The following is an 11,889-nucleotide window of genomic DNA, read 5'->3' as shown; positions in this document are numbered from 1 at the left end:
TGTTCGGGATCGGTCACTCCTCGTCGCCGTCGGTCGGCGCGTGATCGGGGAGCGAGATGAGGTTCTCACGCCCCAGCCGAAGCTTCTCGATCCGGTCCGCCTCGGCCATCGCGGAGAGCAGCTGTGAGACCTTCGCGTCCGACCAGCCGGTCTCCTCGACGATGTCCGCCTGCCGCATCCGCCCCCCGTTCCGGTCGAGCAACGCCTCGACGCGCTCCTCATCGGAGAGCAACGACGGATCCGGCGTCGATCGGGTCGCCGCACTCGACCCGGATCCGTCATCCGACTCGCTCCCCGCACTCGACCCGGATCCGTCATCCGACTCGCTCCCCGCACTCGACCCGGACGCGTCCGCCGACCCGCCCTCGGCATCCGGTCCGAGCTCCTCGTCGCTCAGTCCGACCTCACCCACGTCACCCACGTCCGTACCGCCGGCGGAGTCCGTCCCCCTGGACCCCGCAGACGGGTCCGAGTCGTTCGCCGTGTCGGCGTCCGTCTCGCTCGCTGTCGCGCCGGCCGACTCGCCGGCGTCGGTCGACTCATCGCTGACCGGCGAGGCCCCGTCGTGGCGACGATAGCGGACCAGACCGACCGCGATGACCGCCGCGGCGAGAACGATCGCGCCGGCCAGAAGCAGCCAGGGCGGCCCGGTGATGGATCCGGGCGCCGGCGAGTAGACCACCTCGATGCGGTCGTCCGGTCCGAAGGTCCGCGGCCCCTCGATGACGACCGCACGGTCCTCGAGGGAGAGACCGATCCCGGGGAACGAATCGGCCTGGTACCCGTCGGGCGGATGGATCACCAGCCGCTGGTTCGCGTCGAGCGACCGGATCCACGTCCCGCCGTCCGAAGTCCTGAGGGCGTCGTCCAGAACGAGCTGCTCGCCGTCCTCGCGGAGGAACCCGGTCCAGGTGAACGACAGTCGGAGCTCGCCGACGGCGACCGTCTCCCCCTCGACGTTCTCGACCGTGTCGGGGTGTGACAGGTCGTCCGGGTCGACCCCCCGATCGAGCGCCGTCTCGCGGCCGACGTCGACGATTTCCATCTCCCGACCGGCTGCCTCCGACGCGCCCGCCGCGAGGTTACGATAGAGGTCGGCTGAAGGACCGACGTCGCCCGCCTCGAACCCGCCCGCGACGCGCTCGAAGGCCGCGGTCTCGTTGGCGTCCGCGAGGACGTATCGGACCGTGACCGTCCAGTCGGCCTCGCGCGTCGACCGGAGGTCGACGTCGAAGATCATCCACGCCGACGCGTCGAAATCGGCGATCCGTCCGGGATCGGAAGCGGAGACGTCAGCTATCTCGGCCGCTGACGAACGGTCATCGCCGGCGATCGACGGATCGGTCTCCACGGACCCGTCCGTCGCGAGACCGGCAGCGACGCCGGCGGGTGCTCCGGCGAGGAGGAGTAGGGAGGCGAAAACGACACAGAGGGCGAGCCACCGCATACAGGCGTGCAGTCACGTGCACGTGGCAAAATCCTTTTCATCGGCCGGGCCCCCCCACGACTGCGGGCGTTCGGAACCGAACTCGGGCGGGTCGACCGCCGGCGGGGACCGATCGGGAGTGGAACGATGATGGACTTTTTAACCGATGCCGACGGATCTCCGTCCGATGAGGGCCCTCCCCGTCCTGTTCGCGGCGCTGTTGCTGCTTGCGTCCGCCGCAGGCGGCGCCGTCCTCCCGCCCGCGGATGGAAGCGGCGGAACGACCGATGGCGGCGAGGAGGCCGGAAGCGACATCCCCGGCCTGCTTGCGGACGATGATGGGCCGGTTCCACAGACCGAGACCAACGACACCGACGGGAACGATACCGGGGAAAGCGGCACCGACACGCGCCTCAACGTGCTGGGACCGCCGATCGGCCAGCCGACGACGGTCTCGATCCGACACCACAGCGCGAGCCTCGGGCCGGCAAGTCGGCTCGAAACGGGCGAGACGACCGCCGCGATCAGGACCGAGGAGCTAATCGCACACGTCGAGGCCGCCGACACCGCGAGCGAACGAAACGACCGTCTCGTGGCCGCCGAGGACGCGATCAGACGGGCGGAAGCCCGCCTCCACGAGCGGCAACGCCAAGCGATCGCGGCACACTCGAACGGCGAGTTGAGCGACCAGGAGCTCCTGGTCGAGTTCGCACGGATCGCGGCGACGGCGGAGGTTCTCCAAACGAGACTCGAGGTGTTGGCCGCGCTGGCCGACGAGACGGCGGGGAGCTCCCTCCGGACCGAGTCGCTTGCCTTCCGACTGAACGTCTACTCGGGGCCGGTCCGCGAGTACGCGCTCGAGACGTTCCGTGGAGGGACCACTCCGGATCGGATCTACGTCGAAACGCGGGCCGACGTCGTCGTGCTCGCGGCGATCGACGGCGACCAATACCTCCGGGAAGTGTACCGTGGTGACCGCTGGGATCGAAGCGCGGACGGCAGCGGCCGCGATAGCCAGCGGGCGCTCGAACGAACCCTGTCCGCATATCCACGCATCGACGAACGGAGCGGGTCGGCGGACACGCTCGGAACGGGCGGCGTGACCCGCGTGACCGTCCCCTTCGATGGCGGCCGACTCAGAACGTTCGTCAGCGCCGGGGACGGCGACGTCTTCATCGAGCACCAACGACGTGACCTCGAGACGTTCGCCGACGGCGACGCGCTCACGACCACGCAGGACGGGATCGGTCTCACGGTCGATCGGAGCTATCCCGCCGGCCCGGTGCGGGTGACCGCGATCGACCAAGCGACGGGCGATCCGATCCCCAACGCCAGCGTGACGGTCGCGATCGGAAGCGACGACAGCGTCGAGGTCGGAACGACGAACGAGGAGGGACAGCTGTGGCTGCTCTCGCCCGCCCGGTCGTACCGAGTGACGATCGTCGACGACCCGCGGGTGGCCTGGATATCGGAGATACGTCCGACGGATCCGCCGCGCATTCCCGAGCCGACGGACGACGGCGAAACGGCCTCGTGAGCCCGAATCCCTCCGAGGGTTTTAGACGGAAGTCGACGCAGACGGCGTATGATCCCGTCCATCCGACTCACCGACGGCCGACGATCGGGACCGACTGACCGACCGCATCCGGCGGGCGATCGCGAACGACGAACGGAGGTGCGTGACGAACGACGAACGGAGGTGCGTGACGAACGACGGCCGAGCAGTGAGGGGCCGCGATCGCCGATCCGGTCCGATCGCGCGTTCGCCCCGATCGGCGTCGTCCTTCTGATACTCCTCACGACGGTGCTTGCCGGCGGCTCCGCGGTGCTCGTCACCGGCGCGGTCGACCCGATCGATCCCGCGCCGACCGCGACGCTGTCGCTGTCGGTCCAGGACCGGACGGTCACGCTGACCAACCGCGGCGGCGACGCGTTGTCGATTCCCGACCTGCGGATCCGGATCCGGGTTGACGGGGATCCCCTGCGGGAGCAGCCGCCCGTGCCGTTCTTCTCGGCAGCCGGCTACGAACCCGGACCGACCGGCGCGTTCAACAGCGCGGGAACGACGACGCTCGGGCCGGGGGAACGCGCGTCGTTCCGGATCGCCGGAACCAACGATCCCGTCCCGGAGCCGGGATCGACCGTCGAGCTACGGGTGTTCGACGGCGAACAACCGGTCGCAAGGCTGACGGCGACGGCAGCGTAAGGCTGACGGACCGTAGCGGCAGTACGGCTGAGACCGAGTACAGCGGATGGGTGGGGCGGCTGAGCCTATCGATCGGGGACGGTGGCGACCGTCGTGATCGCCTTGGGACTGCCGGGTTTGGCCTGCTGGATGTGGTGCTCGTAGGTCTCATAGCCCGCCTCCTCGAACATCCGGTCGGCCTCCTCTGCGTCATAGAAGAGCATGATCGCGTCGGCGAGCCGCTGGAGCAGCCGGGAGTTCGGGTAGTCAGGCCCGACGACGAGGACGGTCGCCCCGGGCTTGGCGACGCGTCGGATCTCCCGGAGTCCGGCGACCGGATGCGGCCAGTACTCGATCGATCCCGACGACCAGACGGCGTCGAAGGTGTCGTCGGCGAACGGAAGCCGTTCGGCGTCGCCGCGATAGAACTTCACGCGGTCGCGAGTGCCGAACTTGGCGAACGCCTTCTCCATCTGGTGGACGCTCTGGTCGAGCGCGTGCACGTCGTCGGTGCGCTCCAACAGCCCCTCGGTCCCGAAGCCGGTTCCGCACCCGACGTCGAGGACGCGGTCGTCGGCGGCGGGATCGAGCCAGTCGAGCGCCTCCGTGCGCATCCGCTCGTCCCACACGAAGGGGTTGATCCGGTCGTACACCGTCGAGAGATACTTGTAGAAGAGCCGCGCGCGACCCTTGTCCTCCAGAAGTCCCATTCGTGGCGACCCGTTCGACCTGCGCCCCCATAACGATGCGGATCCGGGCCGCGAACCGACGCGGCGGACGCCTGGAGCAGCAACACGCCCGGTCCCGGATCAACCGGCTTATCAGAACGGACCGGTTGGGTTCGGACATGGAACCGACGACGTCGGGACGGTTTCGCGTGCAACGACGCGTCGGCACGGGAAGCGGCGGCCCCGGGTCGGATGGTCCCGAGTCGGATGGTCCCGAGCCCGACGTGGGGGGCCCCACAGCGTCGTTCACCGTGATCGAGCTCCCGGACGACCCGGTCGCGCCGGACGACCCGGACGCGGCCGAGGCGTACGCGCCGTTGTTGATCGAGGGGGATCACGCAGCCGATACGACCGCTCTCGAGCCCGGATTCGTCGTCGACGCGACGATCGGTTGGACGGACGGTACCGCTCGGTTTCTCGAGTACGACGTCGTTCGCCGGACGCGGATCTACGTCGCCGACGACGTCACGGGGATGTTCGAGGCGGCGACGGAGGCGTGGGAGGGAGCGCGCGCCGCCGGCGAGTCGGTGGTGTCGACGACCACTCGCGGCCAGGACGGCGAGCCGAACGGCGCGCTCTACCTGTTCCCCGACGGGTCCGACCGGGACACCCTCGCCGAGCTCGAACGCGGCCGGGTCCCGATCGAACCGCTGATCGCCCGCGTCAACGAGCGCCTCGGCGACGGTGCCGCCAGAGGCGTGTTCCTGTTGCGGCCGACTGCGTACGCGTTCGTCGCCGTGCTCGTCGCGTTCGACGACGACGGCGTCCTGGCACGGACCGTCCGCGACACCTACGATCTCGGGTCGGCGCTCGCCGACCGGCTCGATCGGGTCGCCGACTCGACCGGGGTGTACGCCGACGCAGGCGCCGACACCGACGACGTGGACGGGAACGAAAGCCGGGACGACGGCACGTCCTCGCCGTTCTAGTCACGGGTGACTCGGGCTAGTTCGGCGGGGCAGCGTCCGCGAGGAACGCGGCGAGGTCGTCCGCCCCGCCGGTACGGTCGTGCGTGAGGTAGTAGGACGCGGCCGCGTTGCCGCAGGCGAGCGCCGTCTCGAGCGGCCAGCCCGCCCCGAGTCCGACCGCGAGTCCGGCGCCGAACCGGTCCCCGCCGCCCGTCCAGCGAACCGGTGGTCCCGTCTCGAGGTTGGGAACCGCGACGACCGACTCGCGGTCCGTCGTCGTCATAACGGCGCGGTCGGCCGCGTGCATCACGACGCCGGAGAGTCCCGTCGCGGCTCGAAGGGATCGGAGCTGGGTCTCGTCGTCGGCGGTGGCGATCTCGACCGATCGGGGATCGGATGGATCCGCCCGAACTCCGTCCTCCGACGTCCGAATCGGGGGATCGAGAACCGCTGCACACGCGCGGATCTCCCGACGGTTGGCGTTGAACACGACGTCGGTCACCGACTCGAGGGCCGCCAGGGCGTCGAACAGGTCCCGGATCGCGTCGGGATCGCTATCGACGAGATCGCCCGGGTCGACCAGGAGCGTTCCCGGCAGCGAGTCCCGTCGATCGGCGAGGGTCCGCAGGGTCGCGGTGGTGCGGGGAACGGACACCCAGTTACCCCAACAGACGACGTCGGCGGAGAGCGGTCGGTCCATCGCGTCGACCGCGGCCGATAGCTCGGAATATCCCCAGGACCTGAGATCGGGGGACTCCTCGGCCAGCATTACCGTCTCGTCCGCGAACTCGAGGAGGTGGACGGTCGCCGGCACCCCGAAGGAGTGGGTCGGGAACGGAAACGGGGGCATCCCCTCGGCGTCGAGGTGGCCGAGGAGGCGAACGTCGGCTCCGAGCGCGCGAGCCCCGAGCGCGAGGTTCACCGCCTGTCCGCCGGGGTCGCGGGCGGTCGGGACCAGGCGAGCCGACTTGTGGGCGCCGGAGGCGATCGCCTCGCCGAACCGTTCGCGGGAGCGCACGACCCCGCCGGCGCCGAACTCGACCCGGCAGCGGACGTCGATCGAGCCGTCCGGCAGCGCGGTGATCGAGACGCCGGGCGGCCCCCCGCGCAACCGACGGCGAAGATCTCCATAGGCTGATCGCGTCCCTGGCCGGTGACCCATCACGTGGCCGATTCGGCGGGCGACCACTTGGGTGGTGGCGCTCGACGTCGGGCCCACCGCACGGACGAGCACGTTCGTCCGCGGCGGCGCGGAATCGTCGACGGACCTATACTCGAGCATCGGGTAGGGCCGGACGTGAGCGAGAAACGACCCGGGGGGGCGTCGCTGTCGGCCTTCTTCACGGCGCTGGACGTTCGACGGAACGCCACGATCGGCGGCGGCGTCGGTCTCGCGGTCGGGATCGGGGCGTATCTGTTTCGGCTGCTCGAGCCGTTCGGCCCCTTCACCGGAACGCGCGAGTATCCGGTGATCGGACCGGAGGGGTGGTTCCTGCTGCTCGCGGTCGTGCTGGCGGTGACCTGCGGGATGCTCGTGACGATCGCGTTGACCGTCCGGTCGGCGGTCAGACGAACACGCGAGTTGAACGACTCCGAATAGATTCGTCTGTCACCAGACGGTGGGCGTATACTCGAAGGTAAGGTCATTAATTATCTCAGGCGGAAGCCCAATGTCGGAGAACATCTGTCGGAACACCCCCTGGTACTCGTCTTCGGGGATATCCTCCTGAGGCGGGAGTTCGATCCTGAGGTTGAACCCACCGAGTCGGTCGAGCTTGGTTGTATAGGTGTGTTCCCCACGGCGGTGGTTGATCTTCATGCTCTGGACGACGAGATCGATGGTCGCCAACCGAATTCCCTCGCGGACGAACGTCATTTTGTACCAGCCATCCCCGTAAGTTTCTGAACCACTACTCTCAGTGGCCTCGTCGGTCAGTGATTCATATGTGCGGGAAAACGCCGGCTCCTCTGTGACCTCGACCGATGGGATATCCGTGCCGTCGTTGATTGCGTCCTTGAGCATCTCGACATACTCGCGTGCCCGAGCATCATCCATCTCGAAGGCGAGGGTCAATCGCGGTACTAACCAGTCGGCGGGTGGCAAACTCGTGACGTCGAAATCGCCACTCATGGAACTGTCGTCGAAGACTGATGCTGTCACCGGCTCGTCTCCGGCTGCGAACCAGAGTTCGAGAAAAATCGGTTGTGTATAGAAGAACGTCGCGCCCATCACCCGGTAGTCGGGACCGAACCGGTCGTCAAGGTCAGGAAGACCAGCAGGATGGATCCCGCTTTCCGGCTCTTTCGTTCCGACGTAGTACGGCTCGTCAACAGTATACCCTGCATCCCGGGCTGCGTCCATAACAGTGTCATAGTCGACATCCAGTGACGGCCCGTATGCATGATAGTACGCGGAATTAGCGCCCGGTCCGAACGGACGTCCCTGGCAACCTGCGAGCGCGGTACTGGTCGCGACGGATAGCGTCGCTCCGACCGTTTTCAAGAAGCGGCGGCGGGACTGCTTATTTATGTTGACCTGGCTGGCTCGTGGCATCGGCATCTATCCAACTGTTTCGTTTGTCTGCTGTGTTCGCCGCCCGGCGAGGGCGCCCCCGATGGCACCGCCAACTGCGCCGACGATCACGAGTAAAATCGCGCTCGCGGCGATGATCGCGACGATACTATCCAACATGCCGAGTCCAAATCCACGTGCCCACGGACCGAGGACGACTGCTGCAGGGAACGCAGGGAGAACGGGCCCCAATATCTGGAGCACTACCCCGAGGAGAGAGAGAAATACGCCCATAAGTGCGCCTGCACCTGCGCCCTCTCGCAGCCCGGTGCGGTGGAAGTATCCCGCAACGCCGCCGCCAAGCAATGGTGCGACGAACGACACGAATGGCAGAAAGCCCGCGATGATCGAGACGACCGCGCCGAGAAGTACGCTACCGGTCGCTCGTTGTGTCTGCATACTGAATGATAGATGGCCTCCCACGGTAAAGTATGAGGGAGATACTAGTCCACGGCTCTGTTGGAATCCTATCCGACAGACATTTTCTTGACCGAAACAGCCGGTTAACGAGATCCACAGATAACAAGGCGAGTGCCTCGGGGCTTGACTCCGAGGCAGTTCACGTGTCACCTCCTCCGCACTCAAGGGCGGAGCTTGTCGGTGGACTCCCGTTCTGGCCGACCCTATCGGTCGGCAGGCGAGTGCCGTCATTCACGTTCAGCGTCCCCGACTTCAGGGCGAGGTGACGTATCCCCTCCATACGGAGACTTCTTTCAAGAAGGCTCGAAGAGTATCCCTTGCCGGTTTCGTCGCCCCGTGACCCGGTCGTTCCAGGGGGGACACGCTTTTGGTTCCCTGTCCCGTTCGTTCCGCCGTATGGACGAGAAAACCGCGGAGCTTCGGGACCTGTTCGTCGACGCGACCGGATCGGAGACGGTCACCGAGGGACGGACGGCCGACCGCGGATCCCTGCTCGACCGCGACGACGCGACGGTCGGGGAGCGGCTCGCCGAACTGATCGCGACGATGCGCGACCGGTACGACTTCTCGACGTCCCTTTCCGACGCCGCCTACGAGCACGTCGTCAGGGGCCACTTCACCGACGAGACCGACGCGGCCATCGCCGCCGCGGTCGTCGACGACGACTCGATCGATCTCGACGAGGGAACCAGTGCCGACATCGAGGTAGCCGCCGATGCCGACACCGAGGCGGACGCCGCCCCCCACGTCGACGGGACGGACGTCTTCCGTGCGCGGATGGATCTCCACCTCGTCACCGACGCCGATCGCGAGGCTCCCTTCGCGTACGACGAGCTGAAGCGGCTCGTCCTCGCAGGTGCCACGGACGAGGAGCTGGCCGCCGAGCTGTCGAGCGACCCCGAGACGGTCCGACGATACCGCCGCGTCGCCGCGGCCGACGTCGCCTCGATGCGGGCGAACCACCGCTTCCGCGACGAGTTTCGCGATCTCCTCACCGACGCGGACATCGAACGCTCGCTCGCCACCGACGCCCGCGAGGACGGACTGCGTGAGGCCGCCGAGGACATCGAGACCGACGTCTCCTTTTAATCGCTTTCCGTTCCGTCCTCCCCTCACGTCCTTCCGCCCCTTCCGAGCGTCTGGTCGGTCCCGTTCGAGGATTCGTTCGGTCCGACGGTTTATACCGGAATGCGCCGCAGACGGCCCGTGCCCGACACCGACCCCCCAGCCCCAACGGTCCCGGACGCCGCGACCGCAGCGCCGACGACCGACGCTCCGCAGTCGTCCGATGCCGCCGGTCCGACCTCGACGGACGCCATAACGTCGTCGCCCGACCGATCGCACCGCATCCCGTCGGGATCGGTCGCCTTCGGCGACCTGACGCGCGCCGCCTACTGCCCACGCCAGCTCTACTACGCGCGGCAGGAGCCGGACCGATCGATCCCCGACGCACAGCGGTCCCGGATCGATCTCGCGTTTCGGTATCCGGAGTTAGCCACGGCGGACGATGCGGCGCTGTCCGATCGTCCGATCGATCCACATCCTGCCGTCTACCGCGAGCGGCTCCGAGCGCTTCGCGATGGCGGACTCGCAGAACGGTTCGGGGTTCCGTGGCGATCGCTTGCGAACCCGGACCGAACGCGGGCGTTTCTGGTCGGCCGGTCCTGCCATGGCATCGCGCACAAGGTGCTCTCCGGAAACGACGTCACCGAACCGTCCGGTGCCGACGCCGCCGCCACTCCGTCCGGTGACCACGACGTCGGCTCGTCCGTCGATGACGCCGGCGATGCCGACGCCGGTGCTCCGCCGATCCCGTGTCTCGTCTCGCCCGGAACGCCGCCGAAACAGGGCGTCTGGGAGCCGCAGACCGTTCGCGCGGTCGCGATCGCCAAGGCGCTCGCCTGGGAACGGGAGCGGGAGATCCCCCGCGTTCTCGTCGAGTATCCGGCAGTCGGCGTGGTCCGTGAAGTCTCGCTGACGGTCCGGACGAAGGCTGCCTATCGACGCGCTCTGCGGACGGCTCGCGGGATCGACGGACCGCCGCCGCGGGTCTCGGACGACCGGTGTCCGCCCTGCGAGTATCGGGACCAATGCGGCACCGAGACGCGGTCACTGCGCTCCCGGCTGGGGTTGTGATCACGGGGGCACGGAGGCGCTCCGACCGTCCCGCTACCGGTCGTCGAGCCACGCCGCGATCGCGTCCGCGTTGGCGCCGCGCCGGTGGATCGTCCCCGTCTCGGGCTCGACCACGGTGCTTTCGGTTCCGGGCGTCTCGCCGCCGTCGATCAGGACCGCCGCGGCGTCACGGATCTCCGGACTGAGCTCTGAGAGCCGGCGAACGCTGCCCGTTCCCGACCGGTTCGCGCTCGTGGCCGTGATCGGTCCGGCCGCGGCGCACAGCGCGAGCGCGATCGGGTGATCGGGGACTCGGATCCCGACCCGGTCGCGGCCGGCCGTGAGCACGTCGGGGACGGTTGCCGCTCGCTCGACGATCACCGTGACCGGGCCCGGGAGGAACTCGCGGAGACAGGCGGCCTCCAACTCGGTCGGCCGCGTGTGTTCGAGCGCCGCCTCGACGCTGCTGACGCCGAACGAGAGCGGCTTCGACCGGTCTCGCCCCTTCGTCTCGAAGACGCGCTCCACGGCCTCCGGGTCGAGCGCGTCGGCGCCGAGCCCGTAGACGGTCTCCGTGGGATACACGACGAGGTCGCCGTCGTTGACCGCGGTCTCGGCACGGTCGATCGCCGACCGGACGTCCTCGGGAAGGGTTTCGTGTGCCGCCGCGTCTCCCTCGTCCGGCGGTCGTGGCTGGTCGTTCATCGGCGAACTCAGGCGGTCAGGTCGTCGATCGCCTCGCCGATCGCGTCGTAGGGCGGGAACTCGGGATGCTCGTCGGCCACCCACGCGTAGCGGACGGTTCGGTCCTCGTCGATCGCGAAGACGGCGGGTCTGGCGTCGACGATCCCCGTCATCCCGTCGAGGTCGTTCGCGACCCCGTACTCCTCGAGGACCGACGCGGCGGGATCCGAGAACAGCCGCGCGTCGACACCCCGCTCCGCGAGCAGCGTCCCGTGCTCGTAGGGCGTCGAGATACCGATCCCGACGACGTCGATCGCGTCGGTCCAGCCGCGGTCGGCGATCTCGTTCCAGACGTACGTCGCCGGGAAGGCGCCGTCCATCGGGTACGCGACGAGCAGGACCGGGCCGTCCGCGAGGAGGCTCGACAGCGATCGGTCCTCCCAGAACTCCGTGTTCACGAGCGGGCGGGTGAAGTCGGGGGCAGTCTCGCCGACCGCGACGTGGTCCGTCTCCGGCAGCTCGACGACGTCGAAGTCAACCATCTCAGGCGCCTCCCTCGCCGTAGGTCGTCTCGAGGTACTCGACGATGTTTGCGCTCTCGGACATCGTCACGCCCGTGGTCTCGTCGACGATCGCGGGGACCGTTCGCGCGCCGGTGACGCGCTTGACGACGTTTCGCTCCGAGTGCATCGGCTCGATGAACCGCGAGCGGTACGACAGATCGAGTTCATCGAGGGTTCGGACGACCCGCTCGCAGAACGGGCACGCCTGCAGCCGATACAGCGTGATGTCGGTCGTCTCGTCGGGCATACCTCCCGATAGGAACGCCGAAGGGGTAACCGTGTCGTCCT

14 protein-coding genes are annotated in these 11,889 nt (G+C 68.2%); 6 read left to right on the top strand and 8 right to left on the bottom strand.

Features of this window, described 5'->3' with window-relative positions; all coding sequences use genetic code 11:
- Positions 1-13: 13 nt before the first annotated feature.
- Positions 14-1,447 (bottom strand): helix-turn-helix transcriptional regulator, encoded by a 1,434-nt coding sequence (locus CPZ00_RS15895; RefSeq protein ID WP_233255070.1) that lies wholly within the window; start codon positions 1,445-1,447, stop codon positions 14-16.
- A gap of 166 nt (positions 1,448-1,613) precedes the next feature.
- On the opposite strand from CPZ00_RS15895, the gene CPZ00_RS09980 reads away from it, so the two are divergent.
- Entirely contained in the window at positions 1,614-2,963 is a 1,350-nt protein-coding gene (locus CPZ00_RS09980) for a carboxypeptidase-like regulatory domain-containing protein (protein ID WP_157744222.1), read from the top strand.
- 48 nt (positions 2,964-3,011) lie between these two features.
- A complete protein-coding gene (locus tag CPZ00_RS09975; protein WP_096390746.1) occupies positions 3,012-3,632 on the top strand; it encodes a type IV pilin in 621 nt (206 codons plus the stop codon).
- 65 nt (positions 3,633-3,697) lie between these two features.
- Here the strand turns inward: CPZ00_RS09975 and CPZ00_RS09970 are convergent, their stop codons facing one another.
- On the bottom strand, positions 3,698-4,321 hold the full coding sequence (locus CPZ00_RS09970; RefSeq protein ID WP_096390745.1) for a methyltransferase domain-containing protein: 624 nt from the start codon (positions 4,319-4,321) through the stop codon (positions 3,698-3,700).
- A gap of 137 nt (positions 4,322-4,458) precedes the next feature.
- On the opposite strand from CPZ00_RS09970, the gene CPZ00_RS09965 reads away from it, so the two are divergent.
- The gene (locus CPZ00_RS09965; RefSeq protein ID WP_096391673.1) at positions 4,459-5,268 is read left to right on the top strand and encodes a DUF6663 family protein; all 810 of its coding nucleotides are present in this window, start codon (positions 4,459-4,461) and stop codon (positions 5,266-5,268) included.
- Between the two features lie 16 nt (positions 5,269-5,284).
- Here the strand turns inward: CPZ00_RS09965 and CPZ00_RS09960 are convergent, their stop codons facing one another.
- Positions 5,285-6,358: a PfkB family carbohydrate kinase gene (locus CPZ00_RS09960; protein ID WP_096390744.1), complete on the bottom strand. Its 1,074-nt coding sequence runs from the start codon at positions 6,356-6,358 to the stop codon at positions 5,285-5,287.
- A 186-nt stretch (positions 6,359-6,544) separates the two neighbouring features.
- Here CPZ00_RS09960 and CPZ00_RS09955 point away from each other — a divergent pair, with 186 nt between their 5' ends.
- The gene (locus CPZ00_RS09955; RefSeq protein ID WP_096390743.1) at positions 6,545-6,847 is read left to right on the top strand and encodes a DUF7536 family protein; all 303 of its coding nucleotides are present in this window, start codon (positions 6,545-6,547) and stop codon (positions 6,845-6,847) included.
- A gap of 9 nt (positions 6,848-6,856) precedes the next feature.
- Here the strand turns inward: CPZ00_RS09955 and CPZ00_RS09950 are convergent, their stop codons facing one another.
- Together CPZ00_RS09950 and CPZ00_RS09945 are read right to left on the bottom strand one after the other, a co-directional pair.
- Positions 6,857-7,801: a hypothetical protein gene (locus tag CPZ00_RS09950; RefSeq protein ID WP_157744221.1), complete on the bottom strand. Its 945-nt coding sequence runs from the start codon at positions 7,799-7,801 to the stop codon at positions 6,857-6,859.
- Between the two features lie 6 nt (positions 7,802-7,807).
- On the bottom strand, positions 7,808-8,218 hold the full coding sequence (locus CPZ00_RS09945; protein WP_096390741.1) for a DUF5518 domain-containing protein: 411 nt from the start codon (positions 8,216-8,218) through the stop codon (positions 7,808-7,810).
- 417 nt (positions 8,219-8,635) lie between these two features.
- On the opposite strand from CPZ00_RS09945, the gene CPZ00_RS09940 reads away from it, so the two are divergent.
- Together CPZ00_RS09940 and CPZ00_RS09935 are read left to right on the top strand one after the other, a co-directional pair.
- Positions 8,636-9,328, top strand: coding sequence for a hypothetical protein (locus CPZ00_RS09940; protein WP_096390740.1), 693 nt, complete (start codon positions 8,636-8,638; stop codon positions 9,326-9,328).
- A 258-nt stretch (positions 9,329-9,586) separates the two neighbouring features.
- Complete coding sequence (locus CPZ00_RS09935; protein ID WP_096391672.1) at positions 9,587-10,375, top strand: CRISPR-associated protein Cas4; 789 nt, start codon at positions 9,587-9,589, stop codon at positions 10,373-10,375.
- A 33-nt stretch (positions 10,376-10,408) separates the two neighbouring features.
- On the opposite strand, the gene CPZ00_RS09930 is transcribed toward CPZ00_RS09935, so the two are convergent.
- From CPZ00_RS09930 to CPZ00_RS09920, 3 genes are read right to left on the bottom strand one after another with little or no spacing between them, the layout of a single operon-like run.
- Positions 10,409-11,059, bottom strand: a complete 651-nt coding sequence (locus tag CPZ00_RS09930) for an L-threonylcarbamoyladenylate synthase (RefSeq protein WP_096390739.1) — start codon at positions 11,057-11,059, stop codon at positions 10,409-10,411.
- Positions 11,060-11,067: 8 nt separating this feature from the next.
- Positions 11,068-11,580 (bottom strand): redoxin domain-containing protein, encoded by a 513-nt coding sequence (locus tag CPZ00_RS09925; protein ID WP_096390738.1) that lies wholly within the window; start codon positions 11,578-11,580, stop codon positions 11,068-11,070.
- Between the two features lies 1 nt (position 11,581).
- Positions 11,582-11,848, bottom strand: a complete 267-nt coding sequence (locus tag CPZ00_RS09920) for a glutathione S-transferase N-terminal domain-containing protein (protein ID WP_096390737.1) — start codon at positions 11,846-11,848, stop codon at positions 11,582-11,584.
- Positions 11,849-11,889: the final 41 nt, after the last annotated feature.

This window comes from Halopenitus persicus (assembly GCF_002355635.1).
GTDB classification, from domain to species: Archaea; Halobacteriota; Halobacteria; order Halobacteriales; family Haloferacaceae; genus Halopenitus; species Halopenitus persicus_A.
The sequence above is the reverse complement of the archived record's forward strand: the minus strand, read 5'-3'. Positions and strand labels throughout refer to the sequence as shown.

What these genes read in the sequence shown, in the direction of transcription:
- CPZ00_RS09950 (WP_157744221.1), bottom strand. Translation starts at nt 7,801, where the DNA reads ATGCCACGAGCCAGCCAGGTCAACATAAATAAGCAGTCCCGCCGCCGC.
- CPZ00_RS09940 (WP_096390740.1), top strand. Translation starts at nt 8,636, where the DNA reads ATGGACGAGAAAACCGCGGAGCTTCGGGACCTGTTCGTCGACGCGACC.
- CPZ00_RS15895 (WP_233255070.1), bottom strand. Translation starts at nt 1,447, where the DNA reads ATGCGGTGGCTCGCCCTCTGTGTCGTTTTCGCCTCCCTACTCCTCCTC.
- CPZ00_RS09925 (WP_096390738.1), bottom strand. Translation starts at nt 11,580, where the DNA reads ATGGTTGACTTCGACGTCGTCGAGCTGCCGGAGACGGACCACGTCGCG.
- CPZ00_RS09980 (WP_157744222.1), top strand. Translation starts at nt 1,614, where the DNA reads ATGAGGGCCCTCCCCGTCCTGTTCGCGGCGCTGTTGCTGCTTGCGTCC.
- CPZ00_RS09970 (WP_096390745.1), bottom strand. Translation starts at nt 4,321, where the DNA reads ATGGGACTTCTGGAGGACAAGGGTCGCGCGCGGCTCTTCTACAAGTAT.
- CPZ00_RS09920 (WP_096390737.1), bottom strand. Translation starts at nt 11,848, where the DNA reads ATGCCCGACGAGACGACCGACATCACGCTGTATCGGCTGCAGGCGTGC.
- CPZ00_RS09945 (WP_096390741.1), bottom strand. Translation starts at nt 8,218, where the DNA reads ATGCAGACACAACGAGCGACCGGTAGCGTACTTCTCGGCGCGGTCGTC.
- CPZ00_RS09930 (WP_096390739.1), bottom strand. Translation starts at nt 11,059, where the DNA reads ATGAACGACCAGCCACGACCGCCGGACGAGGGAGACGCGGCGGCACAC.
- CPZ00_RS09965 (WP_096391673.1), top strand. Translation starts at nt 4,459, where the DNA reads ATGGAACCGACGACGTCGGGACGGTTTCGCGTGCAACGACGCGTCGGC.
- CPZ00_RS09975 (WP_096390746.1), top strand. Translation starts at nt 3,012, where the DNA reads ATGATCCCGTCCATCCGACTCACCGACGGCCGACGATCGGGACCGACT.